Here is a 17,800-nt window from a genome sequence, read left to right as displayed (position 1 = left end):
ATGCGAATATTTTAATAGTCTCCTCTTTTTTTAAATCGGGGATCGTGTTTCGATATAAATTCGGTTCTTCGTTTTGGAGCTTCCTCTTTTGGGAGACTGGCTTCCTCTGTTTTACTGGACGGTGCGATCAAATGATTCAGTTCTTTAATTTCAGCATCGGTTAAATCGCGATAACGACCCACCGGAACATCTAATGAGATGTTGATGATTCGGATACGTTTTAAAGCAGTTACATCGTATCCTAAATATTCACACATTCTACGGATCTGACGGTTCAGACCTTGTGTCAGAATAATTTTGAAGGTGTATTTACTAATTTGTTCTACTTTGCATTTTCGGGTAACCGTGTCCAAAATTGGAACACCATTTCCCATTCGCTGTATAAAACGATCTGTAATAGGTTTGTTAACCGTAACGGTATATTCTTTTTCGTGATTGTTTCGTGCGCGTAGAATTTTGTTGACAATATCACCGTCATTAGTCATGAAAATCAATCCTTCACTCGCTTTGTCCAAACGTCCAATCGGGAAAATACGTTTAGGATAATTGATATAATCTACAATATTATTTCGAACCTCGAGATTGGTCGTGCATTCAATTCCAACAGGTTTGTTGAATGCTAAATAAACCATTTTTTCGTTTTTCTCGACAATCAGCTTTCCATCAATACGTACTTCATCATCCGGTGAAACCTTCGTTCCCATTTCCGGTACGGCACCATTTATTGTTACGCGTCCTTCTTCAATAAGTTTATCGGCTTCACGACGAGAACAATATCCTGTTTCTCCTATAAATTTATTCAGACGTTTTAAATTCTCTTCCATAGTGCAAAAGTAGTCAAAATTTGGACTTCTTAGATTGTTAGATTCTTAGATTTTAACCTTAGAACCTTAGAACCTCAGTATCTCAGAATCTTAGAGCCTTTACTTCGCATGAAAATCTGAACTGTCTACAGGGGTTTCATTGCGGTCAAACATTCCGTAATCCCGAACTACGGCGGCAATTCGTAAGTGATAATCTTTAAAAATTTCTTTACGCCCTCTGGCTTGTGCGTGGCGATGCATTTCTAAATTTCTCCATTGTTGAACGCTTTCTTCGTCCTTCCAAAATGACAATGACAAAACTTTCTCAGGATCACTGAAACTCTGAAAGCGTTCGATTGATATAAAACCTTCTATCTTGTCTAATTCCGGTCGTAAACTTGCGGCAATAGACAGATACTCTTCTTTTTTTCCTTCGTTTGGAATTACTTCAAAAATTACAGCGATCATTTTTTTTAGATTTTTAGATGGTTGGACTTCTTGGATTTTTTAACCTTAGGATCTTAGCATCTTAGAACCTTAGCGCCTTTATTTAGCAGAAAACAAAAACTCAATAACCTTTTGATACAATTCATCGTCATGCATTCCGTGCCCCAAACCTTTAGTTTCGATAAACTGACTGTTTTTCCAATTACTGGCGATTTTTTTGCCCTCCTCAAAAGCAACAATCTTGTCTGAAGTGTCGTGTGCAATTAACCCCGAAACATTAAATTCTGAGGCAAATCGCTGTCCTGAAAAATCCTCTAGTTTAAAATTGAAACGATTCATGAATTTACTTTCCAAAAGCGAAAACATTTTGGTGTTCAGGCTTAACATTGAGATGTAATTGTCAATCAGTGTTTTTAGATCAGAGGGGGCTCCCAGAATGACCATTTTGTTGATGCTGGTGTTAGGGAACAAATACTGATGATAGACACATGCTGCGCCACCGATGGAATGACCAATAATAATGGCAGGCTGGTATTTTTCGACCGCTTTATTGATAAATTCAGCATATAGCGGAACGTTAAACTCTTTACCGCTGCTTTGCCCGTGTGCCGGAGCATCAATCGCAATAATGGTACTGCCTGATTTTTGAAGGTGCGGTAAGGTTTTTTTCCAACGCGAAGCATTACTTTCCCAGCCGTGAACAAGCAATATTTTAGTTTCGTTACCTTTCCAGATATACGTTTGAAAATGATGTTCATTATGATGAAACGTCTCTGTTTCTGTATTTCTTAATACTTTGGGCAGTGCTTCTTTTTTTAGTCTTCCAATTCTGGGTTGGCTAAAAAGAGCATAAGAAAGTTCCATCGCTTTTTGCGGACGAACATAGCTCAAAAAGTTAATATAAGACCCAACCGATTTTAAAGTGATAAAACGGATTCCTTTTTTAATTCCCAAAACTCAAAATTTATTTTAGTAAAGGTAAAAATATGATTTTAAACTTGCTGAAAAAATATTTGCCACAGATTTAAAAGATTAATACAGATTTAAAATCACTTAATGGTGAAATAAAATCCCTTTTGAATCTTTTTAATCTGTGGCCAAAATAAATGCAAAAAAAAGTCCCGATCAGATCGGGACAGTTATTTAGATTTTAGAGAACAATTGTTCCATTTTTTCTTTTTCTTCTTCAGCTAATGCGCTGTCAACCAGAATTCTTCCAGAATGCTCATCAGTGATGATTTTCTTTCTTGAAGCAATTTCCACCTGAGTTTGTGGAGGAATTGTAAAGAATGATCCCGCTGAAGCTCCTCTTTCGATAGATACTACCGCTAAACCATTACGAACACTGCTTCTGATTCTGTTGTAAGCAGCTAATAAACGCTCTTCGATTTGTGAAGCATACTCTGCTGATTTCTCAGTTAAGAAGATTTCTTCTTTTTGAGTTTCAGCCATAATCGCATCCAGTTCAGATTTTTTATGTTTTAAATGCGAACTTTTTGCGTCAAGTTTTTCTTTTAAATTAGAAATAACTTCTTTTTTATGTTCGATAGAAGCTTTCATTTCTTTGATTTGCTTTTCAGCCAATTGAATTTCTAATTCCTGAAATTCAACCTCTTTAGTCAAAGAATTAAATTCTCTGTTATTACGAACTGATTCTTGTTGTTTTGTGTATTTTTTGATCACCTCTTTGTGCTCATCAATGGCAATTTTCTTCCCTTTGATTTGCTCTTCAATCACTTCAAGTTCTCCTTTCAGTTTCTCTGAACGCGTGCTTAAACCAGCAACTTCATCTTCTAAATCTTCTACTTCTAAAGGAAGTTCTCCTCTTACGTTTCTGATTTCGTCAATTCGGGAGTCAATAAGCTGTAAATCGTATATTGCTCTTAACTTGTCCTCAACACTTAATTCTTTCGTATTCGCCATATTCTTATAAGTACTTAACTGGATTTGTATTTTCTTCTGATAAAATGATGGCAAAATTAAGGATTTTTTTTCGAAGATAATCAACAATATAGTTTTTTGTATACCGTTCGCTCTCAAAATGACCAATATCGGCTAAAAGAAGTCGGTTTTCTGCTTCGTAAAATTGATGGTATTTTAAATCGGCAGTTAAAAAAGCATCTGCCCCCGCCTGAATAGCATTTTTTATAGCAAAACTTCCTGAGCCTCCTAAAACAGCGACTTTCTTTATTTTTTTTCCTAAAAAAGCAGAATGACGAATTCCGTCTGCAATCATTTTGTCTTTTACGGAATGTAAAAAGTCTTTTTCATCCATTTCAGTTTCAAATTCACCAACCATTCCCAATCCAATATTTTGATGGGAATTTTTCAGATCATAAATTTCATAAGCTACTTCCTCGTAAATATGGCTGGCAAATAAAGCTTTTAAAATTTTCGACTGTAAGTGTTTTTCAAATATAACTTCGATTTTTATTTCAGTTCCCGTATGTAGTTTTCCTCTTTCACCAATTACAGGATTGCTGTTTTCATTTCCCTGAAAAGTAAAAAAGCCTTCGGTATTAAAGCTGCAGTTGTCATAATTTCCAATCGTACCCGCGCCGGCCTGAAACATGGCATTGCGAACTTTTTCTGAATTATCAGGGGTGGTGTAGGTAACCAACTTTTGAATGAAACTTTGTTTAGGTATTAAAACTTTAGTGTTGATCAGGCCTAAAGCATCACAAAATATTTTATTAACTCCCTGAGAATGGTTGTCTAATGCCGTATGAACGGCATAAATAGCGATGTCGTTTTTGATAGCCTTTAAAATGGCGCGCTCCACGTAGTTTTTACCGGTTATTTTTTTAATTCCCGAAAATAAAATAGGATGAAAGCAAACTACCAGATTACAGTTTTTGGCTATTGCTTCTTCAATTACAGTTTCTAAAGCATCATGGCAAACTAAAACTCCGGTACTTTCCGTTTCGGTATCACCGACTAAGAGTCCAACATTGTCAAAATCTTCGGCATAAGCCAAAGGAGCCATTTCTTCAAGAACAGCTAATATTTCTTTGATTTTCATTTTTTAGTTTTATTTCAGGTTTTAAGTCCTGCCTTGTGGTGTAAACTTGAAACAAATTAACGAAAAATATTATACTTTCGTAGAATGAATGTACTTAGAAAAATACTTTTTCCGTTTGCGATTTTATACGGATGTGTCACTGCAGTGAGAAATTTTCTTTTCGACAAAGGAATTTTAAAATCGACTTCATTTGATATTCCGGTTATTGCGGTTGGAAATCTTAGTGTTGGCGGTACAGGCAAAACACCACAAATAGAATATCTTATCCGATTGTTATCTCAGAAATATAAAGTTGCCACTTTAAGCAGGGGTTACAAAAGAAAATCAGAAGGTTATGTATTGGCGAGTGAGAGTTCTAATGCCGAAATTTTAGGCGATGAACCGTTTCAGTTTTATCAAAAGTTTCCCAATATTCAAGTGGCCGTTGATGCGAACAGAAGAAACGGAATTACACAATTGCTTTCGCAAAAAGAAAAACCCGAAGTGATTTTGTTAGACGACGCCTACCAGCACCGAAAAGTGAAAGCCGGGTTTTATATTCTGTTAAGCTCCTATGACGATTTGTATGCAGATGATTTTATGCTGCCAACCGGAAATCTGCGTGAGAGCAGAAGCGGAGCGGATCGTGCCAATATTGTAATTATAACAAAATGTCCAAAAGAATTGTCTGACGAAAAGCAGGAAGAAATCAGGTTGAAATTAAAGTTAAGGAGCTCCCAGCAGCTGTATTTTACTTTTATTAACTATGATGATTTTATTTATAATGAAGAAGAGCAACTTGCTGTAAAAGATATTAAATCAGAATCAAAATTGCTTTTAGCCGGAATCGCAAAACCTACACCATTTTTTGATTACTTGAAAAATGAAAAAGAGGACTATTTGACTTTTCCTGATCATCATCATTTTTCTGATGTAGATGTGGCAAATATTCTGGAAAAAGCCAATCATAGAAAAATCATTACAACAGAAAAAGACTATGTTCGACTAAAAGATTCCAAATTGATTTCACAATTGTACTATCTGCCAATAAAAAGTACCTTTATCAATAACAGTAAAAATTTCGATGCAACTATTCTGGAGTTCGTACAAAAAAACTTAGTAACTTAAAGCCTTAGCTCCTTAGTACCTTTCTAAAAAAACCGGGCTATAATACTGTAGAATTCGTCCGGAACAAATGGTTTTGTAATCACATCGTTCATTCCGTAAGACAACAGCATGTCTCTGTTTTCGTCTAGTGAAATAGCGGTAAGAGCAATAATCGGAGTGGTTTTGTCAAACTCTCTGATAAGTTTTGTAGCCGTTGTTCCGTTGATTCCCGGTAAGTGCACGTCCATGAGGATCATGTCAAAACGTTTTACTTTTAAAAGCTCAACCGCATCTTCACCATTGTCGATGATTTCGCAGCTGATGTTTTTATTTTCAAGCATTTTTCGAGTAATCATTTGATTGATTTTGTTGTCCTCGATTAACAGAATTGATTTGTTATTTAATTGTACGTCGTTGTATGGTTTTATTTCTTCAATCGTTTTCAATTGTTCTTTGTTGATCTTAAAATTTAGTTTGAATGTAAAAGTTGAACCTTTGCCAACTTCGCTTTTTAGTTTGATTTCTCCTCCTAAGAGCTCAATTAGTTTTTTGACAATCGTAAGTCCAAGGCCGGTTCCGCCATATTTTCTGTTTACTTCTATCGATCCTTGTGAAAAACTTTCAAAAACAGTCTGAAGCTTATCTTCCGGGATGCCAATTCCGGTGTCTACAATCTCGAAGTAGATGGTTGTGTTGTCTTCTTCCAATTCATATAATTTTGCAATTACATTGACATGTCCGTTTTGAGTAAATTTTAAAGCATTATTGATTAAATTCAGGATGATTTGAGACAGTTTTGTAGGGTCCCCAATTATATTATCCGGAATAGCCTCGTCTATTTCAAGGTTAAAGTAGTTTTTGTTGGCGGTAGCCAGTTCCTTTAATGAGCTCTGAATGTTAAAAAGAAGCTCTTTCAGGTTAAAGCTTATGTTTTCTATTTCGACCTTTGTCGAATCAATTTTATTAATTTCCAGAATCTCATTGATAAAAGTAGTCAGGTAATTTCCTGAGAACTTCAAGGACTCTAAATATTTTAGTTGTTTTTTCTTCGGGTTATCTTCCAGTAATAAATGAGTGATTCCGTTAATGGCATTTAAAGGAGTTCGCAGCTCATGACTTACTGTCGATAAAAACTCAGCTCGGGCTTTAGATGCCTTTTCAGCTTTATTTTTGGCTAAAATGAGTTCTTTGTTTTTCTCTCTTAACAGTAAATTATTCTGATTTCTGATAATGTTGTTTTTGTACAATGCTAAGCTCAAAAGAGATAAGATCGAAATAAGAGCAATGGCCAGAATACTTACCAGTTTAGAATATCGGTAGGTTTTTAACTGAATTTTCTCTTCGCTTTCCTTTTTAATACTGGCTTTTAAGGATTCGTTTTTCTTGAATTTTTCGAATTCATCGTGATCCGTTTGAGTGTTTTTTAGCTTTAAGACGTAATTCTCTAACTGATAATGTTCTTCCAGGTACGAGTAAGCAAGGTCAAATTTTTTATTTTGTCTGTAATACTGACTGATGGCCAGAACGATTTTTGATTTTTGGGCCAGATTATTTATTTTGGCATTATAATTTAAAGCGTTTTCAAAATAAACGATAGCCGAATCATTTCGTTTCAGTTGTGTTTCAATTAAGCCTAGTTGATAATACGAATCGGTTTTGGTTTTTAGGATCTCAGTATTGTCCGGCCGTTGTGTTATTTTGTGAAAAGTTTCAGCTGCTAAAGGCAGGTTTTTAGCAGTTTTTAAAGCTATTGCTTTTTGATAGTTTAGTATTTCGGCATGATCCTTAATCTTTAGCTGGTTTAAAAGCTCTTCGGCTTTTCGGTAGTAGATTGCCGCAGTTTCGTAATTGCTTTTTGTGGTATTGGTTAAGCCAATATAGTGCAATGCCAAAACTTTTGTGCAGGTTGGCTTTGTGTTTTCAAACAGAGCAACGCTTTTGTGAAAGTTTTTTAGAGCTTCTGCGTAATTTTTTTGCTGGTAATAAATTTTTCCAAGCTTAAAAGTCTGATTGGCCAGGTTTTCTAATTTATTGTTGGCCTCACAAAAGTCAATTGATTTTTCGGTGTAATAAATTGCCTTTTCGTATTTTTTATTGCTGAGATTGGTGTCCGTTAGTTTGTTATAATAGGAAACGCTATCCGTACTCTTTTTAGATTGAGAGTACAAAAACGAATTTAATAGACAAACAACAATAAAAAGATAGTGTTTCATGTATGGCAATGCTTTTACAATGAATCTTAGGTTTTTCTTATTAGTAAAATTAAATCGATCAATCTTGATGAGTATCCAATTTCGTTATCGTACCAACCCACAACCTTTACCATTTTGTCAATAACCGAAGTTAATTGAGCATCAAACAAACACGAATGTGTGTTGCCAATTACATCAACAGAAACGATTGGATCTTCTGTGTAATCCAGTATTCCTTTTAAATTTGTTTTTGAGGCTTCTTCAAATGCTTTATTTATTTCTTCAATCGTAACAGCACGTTTTACGTTAAACGTTATGTCTGTTAAGGAACCATCGGGAACAGGAACACGAATTCCGCATCCTCCGATTTTATGATGCAAGTTAGGGAAAATTTTTGTTAATGCCTTAGCTGCACCTGTAGTTGTTGGAACAATCGACTGGCTTGCACCTCTCGCACGACGTAAGTCCTTATGTGGTTGGTCATGAAGGCTTTGGTCTGTGGTGTAAGAGTGTATCGTTGTGATATAAGCCTGCTCAATTCCACACAGTTCATCGATGATTTTTATCATTGGAGCCGCATTGTTTGTCGTGCAGCTTGCATTCGAAACAATGTTTTCGCTTCCGTCAAGAATAGCTTCGTTAACTCCTAATACTACTGTTTTGATGGTGTCAACTTCTGATGGAGCCGAAAGGATTACCTTTTTTGCTCCGGCTTCAATATGGGCGTTTAGTTCTTCGTGCGTTTTAAATTTTCCTGTTGATTCAATTACAAAATCTATCTGGTGACTTTTCCAATCCAGATTAGCGATACTTTTTTCATGGAAAAAGAAAAAATGTTTTCCATCAACAATAATTCCTTCCTCGTCATGACTGACTTTAAAAGGTAAGACTCCATGAATACTGTCGTATTTTATCAAATGCGACATGGTTTTGTTGTCAGCAATGTCGTTAATGGCAATTACTTCAATTTCAGGATGGTTTAAAAGTAAGCGAAATAAATTTCGGCCTATTCTTCCAAAACCGTTTATAGCAATTCTTGTTTTCAAGCTTTTCGATTGTTTGTTACATCGTTTAATCGTCGACTGGTTTAACCGTACTTACGATTAAACGATTGAACAAATAAACGGTTAGACTTTTTTATAAAATGTGTTTTTGTGCTTTGTAAGAAGAACGAACCAGTGGTCCGCTTTCTACGTGACGGAAACCTAATTCAAGACCAAATTTTTCATAACGGGCAAATTGATCAGGTGTTATAAATTCTTTTACAGGCAAATGTTTTTTACTTGGTTGAAGGTATTGCCCAATAGTAACCACATCAACATTTGCATTTCGTAAATCAGTCATCGTTTGAAAAACCTCTTCTTCAGTTTCTCCAAGTCCAAGCATAATTCCGGATTTGGTTCTGTTGATTCCTTTTTCTTTCAGGTAACGTAAGACTTCCAGACTACGATCGTATTTTGCCTGAATACGGACTTCACGAGTCAAACGACGAACAGTCTCAACATTGTGTGAAACCACTTCAGGATTGGCTTCAACAATACGATCTATATTTCTTTCGATTCCCTGAAAATCAGGAATCAGGGTTTCAAGAGTCGTATTCGGATTCATTCTTCGGATTGCTTTTACCGTTTCAATCCAGATAATTGAGCCGCCGTCTTTTAAATCATCCCTGTCTACGCTTGTAATTACGGCATGTTTAATGTTCATAATTTTTATAGAGCGGGCTACTTTTTCAGGTTCATCCCAATCTACCGTTTCAGGGCGTCCGGTTTTTACACCGCAGAAACCACAGGAACGGGTACATACATTTCCCAATATCATAAAAGTAGCGGTACCTTCACCCCAGCATTCTCCCATATTTGGGCAGCTTCCGGAAGTACAAATAGTGTTTAGACTATACTTATCAACCAAACCACGAAGTTCAGTGTATTTTTGTCCAATAGGAAGTTTAACCTTTAACCATTTAGGTTTTCCTGTTGGTATATTTTCAGTGACTGTTTCCATATATCAAAATTCAAAGTACAAAGATAAGCAATGTAGTTTATTTGGAGATTCGTTTAAGATTTAATTTGGTACTGACAGACTTGGAGTTTTTATAACGCACTTTTGGTAATAATCGTGTAAGAGTGTTAAAATTTTATTTTTAAAGCATTGATGCGGAATAAAATGCCTCTTTTTTGTTTGCCAATTCGAGTTAGAGTGACGATTTTGTTTGACTGCTCATTTTTACTCATTTAAAATTTATATCTTTATTTGTTAAAAAATTAGTCGAAATGCAATTCAAACGGAATTGGGTTTGTACTACATTTGTTGTTAAATTGTAATCATTATAGAACATGAAAAAGAAATTTATAGTATTGGGAGTTTTGTTTGCCGCTTTTGGTTTTACAAAAATAAATGCGCAGATTAATTTTGGTGAAAAAGCATTGGGTGCTGTTCAAAAAGGAGTTAGCGGTTTTACTTTTAGCAATGCTGATGCCGCTGCTTTATCAAAAGCTGCTGTTGATAAAATGGATGCTGAAAATCAGGTTGCAGCTGCGACTGATCCGTATACTCTAAGATTGAACAGAGTTTTTGGAAAGCATACTGCGGGTGACGGTTACACTTTAAATTATAAAGTTTATAAAGTAAAAGAAGTTAATGCTTTTGCAACTGCTGATGGGAGTGTACGAGTATATTCAGGATTGATGGATATTATGGATGACAATGAATTATTGGCAGTAATTGGTCACGAAATTGGTCACGTAGCGAATCAGGATTCCAGAGACGCAATTAAAGCGGCTTATAGAAAAGAAGCTTTGTTAGAAGGAGCTGCTTCTCAATCAGCTACGATTGCAAGTGTTACCGACAGTCAGTTAGGTAAAATAGGTAGTGCTATTATCGACAGTAAGTTCAGCCGTAAGCAAGAAGCAGAAGCCGATTTGTTTTCTTATGAATTTTTAAAGAAAAACGGTTACAATGTAAATGCTGAAGAATCGGCATTTAGAATTCTGGCTAAGATGAGTGAAGGTAATGAAGCTTCCTTTATCGATCAGATGATGAGTTCACATCCGGATTCAAAACAAAGAGCTGAAGATGCTAAGAAAAGAGCTGAGAAAGATGGTTTGTATAAACCGTATGTACAGCAGAAAATTGTAAATACTGCTCCGGCTAAAAAAGGAACTCCTGCGAAGAAAGCTCCAGCTAAAAAGAAAAAATAATTTTATCTTGAGTCGCGTAAACTAAACCCGACAGGTTTTAAAACCTGTCGGGTTTGTTGTATAAGGTTTAACCTAAAACGTGAAATGCCAGTACTTTTTGTACATCGTACACGTTTACCGATTTGTTAAATTGTTTTACAATGCTTGGTTGTAATTCACTTGCTACCCAGATTTTTAGTTCGGCATCCAAATCAAAAGTTCCTGCTGTTTCTACACTGAAACGTGTAATACTTTTGTAAGCGATAGATTTGTATTCTGTTTTGCTTCCTGTTAATCCTTGTACATCAACCAGAATTAATCTTTTGTTGGTGAAGATAAAAGTATCGCGAAGCAGTTTAAAACCCATTTCGATTTCTTCTCTGTCTGTTAAAAGCTGCCCGTATTTTTTTACTAACTCCTCCTGGCTAACAGAGCCGGCATTACCTAGAATAGCTGAAAATATTCCCATTTTTTAGTTTTTAATTTTAATAGATTTGATTTTTCTCCTAAGGAGCAGTAAAAGTAACTTATTTTGTTATTTTTTTTTACTGCTTAAGGATTTAATTAAGAATGGGGAGGCACTTAATGAAATAAAAAAAGCAGAACCTAAATTCTGCTTTTTCGTTTTTTATTGTTATTCTGTTTTTATTGTGATGGGAAGGTTATAAGCAGTTCGAACAGGTTTTCCGTTTAAAATACCCGGGCTCCATTTTGTTTTTAATGATTTTAATACCCTGATGGCCTCTTTTCCGATTCCGTATCCCGGATCGTTTTTTACCATGATGTCTGTAATGGAACCGTCTTTTTCAATTACAAAAGATACATACACTCTTAAGGTTTTTTCAGCATCCAGTTCCGGTCTGTTGAAATTGTTTCCTACATAAGTATAGAACTTAGTCATTCCTCCCGGAAATTCAGGTAGTTTGTCTAAGATGGCTACATTAACAGGATCTTTACTTTCTCCGGTTAAAGCTGTAGTTTCTACGCCACCGCCACTTGCCGGTAATGCATTTACGGCATTTCCTGTTCCGGTGTTTGCATTGTCAACAACAGGATGATTGTCTGTGTTTACTGCAATAACATCGGGTGTGGCCTGAGTTGCGGCTGTTACAACCGGATTTACCAATTGTGTACTGGTAACGGGTGCTGCAGCGGCAGTCTGCTGAGGTGCTACAGGTGGAGCTGGTGGTTGTGGTTGTGCCGGAATTGGTATGTCTGTAGGTCTTATTGGAACCGAAAAAACAGTTGGTTCTGTTTCTACAGGGCCATGTTTCCCAAACTTATTAATCAACACCGACGCACTTCCTATACCTGCCAATAATAGCAATCCCATAAATAGTGCTGTAACTGTAGTTTTGGAATTTTCCTGGCGTAATTGATAAGCGCCGTACTCTTTGTGCTTGTTTTCGAAAACAAGATCGGTCCAATTGGTTTCGTAGATGTTTGATTTAGTCATGATTTTTGGATTTTAAGGTTAGGTAACGTTAAATCATAGGCAGTACGGTTTTGGTTTTAGCTAACAACGGAGATGTTGTTGTTTTAGTATGTGGATAAATAGGTTTTTTAAGAAAAAATACGTGGATATTTTATTCTTTACCTAAAGATAATAAATTATCTGTTGCGTTCGATGATTTCTGCTAGTAATTTTTTAGCACGAAGTAATTTTACTTTGACATTGCTCAAAGGTTCGTTGATTTTCAGCGCTATTTCCTGATAAGTCATTTCCTGGAAATAACGAAGCTGGATGACTTCCTGGTAGTGAGGTTTTAATTCTTTGATGCATTGAAGCAGGCGCGAAAGATTTTGTTCTTTAATTAAAGCATCTTCGGCAGAAGGAGTAGGGTCGGCAATATTGTAGGCCTGTTGGTCTTCGTTGTCTGTGATTTCTATAAAAAGACTGGTTTTCTTTTTACGTAACAAATCAATATAAACGTTTTTTGCTATAGCAATTAACCAGGTGTTGAATTGAAATTCAGAATTGTAACTGGCTATTTTGTCGAAAGCTTTAGAGAAGGTTTCGATGGTGATATCTTCGGCGATGGTTTCGTTTTCGGTACGCTTCAGCATAAAGCTGTACACTTCATTCCAGAAATAATCTAATAAAAAAGTAAAGGCGATCTGATCGCCTTTTTTAGCTTTTTCTATTTTAGAATTTATTTCCAATATACCGGTTTTGAAAAGATATTAGTTATAAAGATATTAATTTGCGTGAATATAAGAATGATTTCAACAACAGGAAACCAAACTTTCAGGTCATTTTCTTTTAATTTGCCCGCAGAAAATCCTATAACAATCCATGCTACAGTGTAACGTGTTGCTAAAATAGCCAATACAGCGATCCATTGAAACTGAAATGCTAGCAATACAATTGCTGATAAAAAGAAAAATAATTGTGAGGTAAAAAACAGCCCCAATTGCATTTTATCAAAAAATTTGTAATGTTCTGCGGTAGAAACATGTCTTCTTTTTTGAGTAAACCATTCTCTGTAAGTTTCCTTTGGTTTAGAATAAGTGAAACTTTCAGGGTTGTAAGCAATGGTAGTGTTGTTTTTAGTTGCGGCCTGATTGATAAACAAATCATCATCACCTGAACGAATCTGGATGTGCTCGATAAAACCGTTTACATTAAAAAATTCTTCCTTTTTATAGGCTAAATTTCGACCAACACCCATGTAAGGAAGTCCCAGTTTGGCCCATGAAAAATATTGAACAGCCGTTAAAACGGTTTCATAACGTATGATTTTGTTTAATAAAGAACGTTCTACTTTTTCATATCCGCCATAGCCTAAAACAATCGTTTTGTTCATGGTGAATCTTGAAGTCATTGCAGTGATCCATTCTGTTGAGGTTGGATAACAATCGGCATCAGTAAAAAGTAAGTAGTCTTTTTTTGAAGCTTTGATTCCTAAAGTTAATGCATACTTTTTGTTTCCCCAGAAAGCCTCATTGTTTTGCACTTTTACCAGACGAATATTGCTGTATTGTTGTTCGAATTCTTCAAAAACCTCCAGAGTTTCATCACTTGAGGCATCATCAATTAAAACAATTTCAAAATCAGGGTAGTTTTGTTCCGCAAGAAGGGGGATGAACTTTTTTACATTTTCTTCTTCATTTTTTGCGCAAACGATAACAGATACCGGAATTTTCTTTGGAGTTATTTCCTGAGGTTTGCCGAAAGCGAACTTTCCAAAAATCCCTAAGTAATAGAAAATCTGAATGAAAACGATAGCAATAAAGAAGTAAAATAAAGTTATAAGCATCTGATTTTAATGTCTTTTAATTTCTGAATCTTGCGAGTGCAAATGTACTCATGAAATCCTAATTTTCAATACTGAAAACGGATTTACTTTCGGCATTTTGCCATTTCTTTTGCAACAGCAATAGCCTGAGGGTTTTCGGTTTTTTCTAACTCCGAAATTATGTTTTTATAATTGTGATCGTCCCTGTTTTGGGAGAGTTTTTTAGTAGCCTGAATTTCGTCGATCTCAATTTCGAAGCCAAAAATACCTCTGGCTTCCCGCATGGTTTTGGCAGATAAATTTTCAACCCGAACCGGATTCACTGAATTCGCTTCGTATTTGTCGACTAATTTTTTTAGCTGTTCTATGGAAGTGGCTTCGTCGACAATTTTGATTCGGCCATAAACATGTACAGCTATATAATTCCATGTTGGAACATTTTCATGATCGTACCAGGACGATGAAATGTAGCTGTGCGGACCTGTAAAAACAGCTAATACCTGATCGTTTTCGGCAAAACCTTCTGCTTGCGGATTGAGTTTGGAAAGATGGCCTTGTAAAATTTCTTTTCCGTCCGAATTCACTTCAAGTTCTATCGGAATATGTGTGGCACATAATTTTCCGTGTGTCTGATTGATCAGGATGCCAAAACTGTTTTCTCTTAGAAAAGCCCGAATCGATTCCGGATCTTCGTTTTTGTATAAGTCGGGTGTGTACATTTCTTTCTTTTTTAGGTTCAAGGAGACAAAGAAGCAAAGGTTTAGAGGTTCGCCAAAGATACTGAGATACTAAGATTAAAATTAAACATCTAAGCATTTTAGAAGTCTAACCATCCAACAATCTAAAGATCCAATTTTTAAATCACATTTACTTCGGCTTCAATCTGAATTCCAAAAGTATCAAAAACAGTTTTTTGAACATCTTTGGAAACCGCCAGAATTTCTTGTCCAGTGGCATTGCCATAATTGACTAAAACCAGGGCCTGATTTTTGTGAATTCCGGCATCACCAAAACGTTTTCCTTTAAAACCGGCTTGTTCAATCAGCCAGCCCGCCGGAACTTTTACTTCGGTTTCCGAAACCTCGTAATATTTCATTTCAGGAAACTTCTGGTGTATTTTTTCGAAATCAGATTTTAGCAAAATCGGATTTTTAAAGAAGCTTCCACTATTTCCTAATTCTTTCGGATCAGGTAATTTACTTTGTCTAATCGCAATTACAGCATTGCTGACCTCCTTTAAGGTAGGAACAGTGATGTTGTTTTTAGCCAGTTCAGCGGTAATATCTCCGTATGAGATGTTGATTTTATGATTGCGTTTCGTTAGTTTATAAACGACTGAGGTAATGATATATTGGTCTTTTACCTCATTTTTGAAGACACTTTCTCTGTAGCCAAACTTACAGTCGGCATTGGTGAATGTTTTTATTTCCTGAGTGGCAATATTGATCGCTTCGCACGAAACAAAAGTGTCTTTGATTTCCGTTCCGTAAGCACCGATATTTTGTACCGGTGTGGTTCCCACATTTCCGGGAATAAGTGACATGTTTTCTAAACCTCCAAAATTATTGTCGATCGTCCAAAGTACAAAATCGTGCCAGGTTTCACCGGCTTGACTTTCTACCCAGACAAAATCATCGTCTTCTTTGAGGATCGTTTTTCCTTTTAAATCAATATGAATGACCAGAGCGTCGATGTCTTTGGTTAAAAGCATATTGCTTCCTCCGCCTAAAATAAATTTTTGTTCGTCTTTGTTTTCTCCTAAAATAGTTTTCAGTTCAGCAACCGTATGTACGGCAACAAATTGTCTGGCTTTGGCTTCGATGCCAAAAGTATTGTAGTTTTTTAAAGAAAAATTGGATTGGATTTCCATAAATAAAAGGCTTTTTTGAAGAATTAATTCTGACTCCAAAAGTAAGGATTATAATTTATTTGAATTGGATTTCTAAAAAATAACCAATATTAATTAGGATACAAAACAGCTGGGATCTTTTCTCTGATCTTATTTTAGGGCTTGAATAAATCGTTGCATTTCTTTCATGGTGCCTATGGTAATTCGGGTCCATTTGCCGTTTTCTTCGTAAATTCTTGTTCCTGATATGTTGTGGTCTTTCAATTGCTGGAAATAGTCCTTTTTGTAATTTTCTAATGAGAAGTAAATAAAATTAGAATAGGAAGGGATGCAGGTTAAATTAAGAAGATTCAGTTGTGTTATGGTGTATTTTTTTACTTCTTCATTGGAGGTGCGAACTTGGCGAATGAAACTTTCATCGTTTAGAGAGGCAATCGCTGCGGCAATAGAGACAACACTGACGGATAAGTTGGGTGACGATTTCAAAATGCTCAATTCTTCAATCGTGGCAGCATGTGCGAGAGCATAGCCAATACGGGCACCCGCCAGTCCATACATTTTAGAGAAAGTTTTGGTAATAATCAGATTTTTATTGGAGACCACTAAATCACTTAGCGATGGTTCGTCTGTAAAATCGATGTACGCTTCATCTACAAAAACAAGTGTTTTTTGAGTGGCTTCTTTGATGAAAGAAATCAGTTCTTCTCTTTGACATAGCGTTCCCGTCGGGTTGTTTGGGTTGCAGATGTAAACCATTTTGGTGTCATTATCAATGGCTTTTAGCATCGCAGGTAAATCATGTTTTTTATCTTTGGTTAAGGGAACAGCGATTTTTTTTATGCCTAGTTTCTCAGCAGGAGCTGTCCAGTAATCAAAGGTTGTTTCGGGGATTATAAAATTGCCTTTTTGCAATGCGGAATATTGAAGTACTAAATCTAAAATTTCGGTGGAACCGGCACCCAAAAGAATATTGTTTTCTGTAACTGTATTCTTTTTCGCAAGAAGCGAGATTAATTCCGGCGAAAGATTCCAGCCGTATCGATTGCTGATGTTGATACTTTTGGCCATTGCTTCCCGTGCCTTTGGTGACGGACCATAAGGGTTTTCGTTGGAACGCAGCAATATGGGTGAATTATCGGTATAGGATATTATAGGCTCAGTAGTGCCGTTGGCAAAGGTTTCAAAAGGGTAAAGTCCCAGTCCAATAGTTCCTAGTCCAATTTGTTTTAACCAAATTCTTCTGTTACTCATCTTTTTATCAGATTAAATTAAACAATTCAATGAAATAAGTAGGTCGTTTAGAGGTGAGAAAAGTTACGAGTTATTTTTTAGATTTTCTTTTGTAAGTTTGAATGAATTAAAGTGGTATCGTGATGCTCCAATCAATTTCTAAGAATAAAGTTGCAGTTTTTTTAGTTTTATTTTTCTCAATCGTTTCTAATGCTCAAAGTAATTTGTTTGGAGATTGGAGAATTGATAATATTATTGGAATTTCTAATATAAAGGAATATTCTATGGTGAAACAAGAGGAGAATAATCGTTCGGGGGATCTATTGACATTGAATCTGGATGGAACATTCGTAAGTAGAAATTTGCCTCAATGCGGGAATGATACCTCCTTGAGTGTTTTTGGTAATTTTATATTAATTGACGATACTCATATTCGCTTTATTTTGCGACAAACTTCCTCAAGGAATTATAATAAAGTTCATAATTTAGAATCAGATTTGAGTAGGGATTTGGGGATTTTTTATATTTATAAAGATTCAAAATCAGTTCGATTAATTGCAAGTAATGGAGTTTTGGAAGATGATAAAAATAAAGTTTTGTATAATAAACTGATGGATTCTTTTAATTGGTGATTGTATGATTTTGTTTGGAATAATACTAAAGGGAACAACAGGGAAGAAATCGTAAAAGATTGTATTGATTCAGAAAAGCGGATTGATTTTTCTCATTGCAAAGTTGTCTTTTCAAAAAAAG

At 35.7% G+C, this 17,800-nt stretch carries 18 protein-coding genes; 3 read left to right on the top strand and 15 right to left on the bottom strand.

Going from position 1 to position 17,800, the window contains the following annotated elements; all coding sequences use genetic code 11:
• Positions 1–11: 11 nt before the first annotated feature.
• The 5 genes from rluF to B0A80_RS12655 form a co-directional block, all read right to left on the bottom strand.
• Positions 12–824 carry a 23S rRNA pseudouridine(2604) synthase RluF gene (rluF, locus tag B0A80_RS12675; protein ID WP_017494876.1) on the bottom strand — a complete coding sequence of 271 codons (813 nt, stop codon included), beginning with the start codon at positions 822–824 and terminating at the stop codon, positions 12–14.
• 99 nt (positions 825–923) lie between these two features.
• Positions 924–1,271 (bottom strand): antibiotic biosynthesis monooxygenase family protein, encoded by a 348-nt coding sequence (locus B0A80_RS12670; protein ID WP_089077501.1) that lies wholly within the window; start codon positions 1,269–1,271, stop codon positions 924–926.
• 78 nt (positions 1,272–1,349) lie between these two features.
• Positions 1,350–2,204, bottom strand: a complete 855-nt coding sequence (locus B0A80_RS12665) for an alpha/beta fold hydrolase (protein WP_089077500.1) — start codon at positions 2,202–2,204, stop codon at positions 1,350–1,352.
• Between the two features lie 189 nt (positions 2,205–2,393).
• Positions 2,394–3,173 (bottom strand): zinc ribbon domain-containing protein, encoded by a 780-nt coding sequence (locus B0A80_RS12660; protein ID WP_070907959.1) that lies wholly within the window; start codon positions 3,171–3,173, stop codon positions 2,394–2,396.
• Between the two features lie 4 nt (positions 3,174–3,177).
• The gene (locus B0A80_RS12655; protein WP_089077499.1) at positions 3,178–4,272 is read right to left on the bottom strand and encodes a Nif3-like dinuclear metal center hexameric protein; all 1,095 of its coding nucleotides are present in this window, start codon (positions 4,270–4,272) and stop codon (positions 3,178–3,180) included.
• An 84-nt stretch (positions 4,273–4,356) separates the two neighbouring features.
• Here B0A80_RS12655 and lpxK point away from each other — a divergent pair, with 84 nt between their 5' ends.
• Positions 4,357–5,379: a tetraacyldisaccharide 4'-kinase gene (gene lpxK, locus B0A80_RS12650; protein ID WP_089077498.1), complete on the top strand. Its 1,023-nt coding sequence runs from the start codon at positions 4,357–4,359 to the stop codon at positions 5,377–5,379.
• A 23-nt stretch (positions 5,380–5,402) separates the two neighbouring features.
• Here the strand turns inward: lpxK and B0A80_RS12645 are convergent, their stop codons facing one another.
• The 3 genes from B0A80_RS12645 to lipA form a co-directional block, all read right to left on the bottom strand.
• A complete protein-coding gene (locus B0A80_RS12645) occupies positions 5,403–7,571 on the bottom strand; it encodes a tetratricopeptide repeat-containing hybrid sensor histidine kinase/response regulator (protein ID WP_089077497.1) in 2,169 nt (722 codons plus the stop codon).
• 26 nt (positions 7,572–7,597) lie between these two features.
• Positions 7,598–8,596, bottom strand: a complete 999-nt coding sequence (gene gap, locus B0A80_RS12640) for a type I glyceraldehyde-3-phosphate dehydrogenase (protein ID WP_017494869.1) — start codon at positions 8,594–8,596, stop codon at positions 7,598–7,600.
• A 91-nt stretch (positions 8,597–8,687) separates the two neighbouring features.
• Positions 8,688–9,554 (bottom strand): lipoyl synthase, encoded by an 867-nt coding sequence (gene lipA, locus B0A80_RS12635; RefSeq protein ID WP_070907788.1) that lies wholly within the window; start codon positions 9,552–9,554, stop codon positions 8,688–8,690.
• A 332-nt stretch (positions 9,555–9,886) separates the two neighbouring features.
• Between lipA and B0A80_RS12630 the strand changes: the two genes are divergently transcribed.
• The gene (locus tag B0A80_RS12630; RefSeq protein WP_017494867.1) at positions 9,887–10,750 is read left to right on the top strand and encodes a M48 family metalloprotease; all 864 of its coding nucleotides are present in this window, start codon (positions 9,887–9,889) and stop codon (positions 10,748–10,750) included.
• 67 nt (positions 10,751–10,817) lie between these two features.
• Here B0A80_RS12630 and B0A80_RS12625 read toward each other — a convergent pair whose 3' ends face one another.
• The 7 genes from B0A80_RS12625 to hisC all read right to left on the bottom strand — a co-directional run bounded on the left by B0A80_RS12625 (position 10,818) and on the right by hisC (position 17,068).
• Complete coding sequence (locus B0A80_RS12625; protein ID WP_017494866.1) at positions 10,818–11,198, bottom strand: PH domain-containing protein; 381 nt, start codon at positions 11,196–11,198, stop codon at positions 10,818–10,820.
• A 165-nt stretch (positions 11,199–11,363) separates the two neighbouring features.
• Positions 11,364–12,185 (bottom strand): energy transducer TonB, encoded by an 822-nt coding sequence (locus B0A80_RS12620; protein WP_089077496.1) that lies wholly within the window; start codon positions 12,183–12,185, stop codon positions 11,364–11,366.
• A gap of 155 nt (positions 12,186–12,340) precedes the next feature.
• A complete protein-coding gene (locus B0A80_RS12615; RefSeq protein WP_017494864.1) occupies positions 12,341–12,892 on the bottom strand; it encodes an RNA polymerase sigma factor in 552 nt (183 codons plus the stop codon).
• Positions 12,883–13,989: a glycosyltransferase gene (locus B0A80_RS12610; protein ID WP_017494863.1), complete on the bottom strand. Its 1,107-nt coding sequence runs from the start codon at positions 13,987–13,989 to the stop codon at positions 12,883–12,885. The genes B0A80_RS12615 and B0A80_RS12610 overlap by 10 nt, the downstream gene beginning before the upstream one ends.
• Before the next feature lie 83 nt (positions 13,990–14,072).
• The gene (locus B0A80_RS12605; protein WP_089077495.1) at positions 14,073–14,687 is read right to left on the bottom strand and encodes an FMN-binding negative transcriptional regulator; all 615 of its coding nucleotides are present in this window, start codon (positions 14,685–14,687) and stop codon (positions 14,073–14,075) included.
• 137 nt (positions 14,688–14,824) lie between these two features.
• Positions 14,825–15,838: a UDP-N-acetylmuramate dehydrogenase gene (gene murB, locus B0A80_RS12600; protein ID WP_089077494.1), complete on the bottom strand. Its 1,014-nt coding sequence runs from the start codon at positions 15,836–15,838 to the stop codon at positions 14,825–14,827.
• Positions 15,839–15,967: 129 nt separating this feature from the next.
• A complete protein-coding gene (gene hisC / locus B0A80_RS12595) occupies positions 15,968–17,068 on the bottom strand; it encodes a histidinol-phosphate transaminase (RefSeq protein ID WP_089077493.1) in 1,101 nt (366 codons plus the stop codon).
• A 122-nt stretch (positions 17,069–17,190) separates the two neighbouring features.
• On the opposite strand from hisC, the gene B0A80_RS12590 reads away from it, so the two are divergent.
• Positions 17,191–17,679, top strand: coding sequence for a hypothetical protein (locus B0A80_RS12590; protein WP_089077492.1), 489 nt, complete (start codon positions 17,191–17,193; stop codon positions 17,677–17,679).
• Positions 17,680–17,800 lie beyond the last annotated feature (121 nt).

Origin of the sequence: Flavobacterium tructae (genome assembly GCF_002217475.1) — a bacterium.
In the GTDB taxonomy this organism is placed as follows: domain Bacteria; phylum Bacteroidota; class Bacteroidia; order Flavobacteriales; family Flavobacteriaceae; genus Flavobacterium; species Flavobacterium tructae.
Note: the sequence above shows the minus strand (reverse complement) of the source record. Positions and strands in the feature narration are given on the sequence as shown.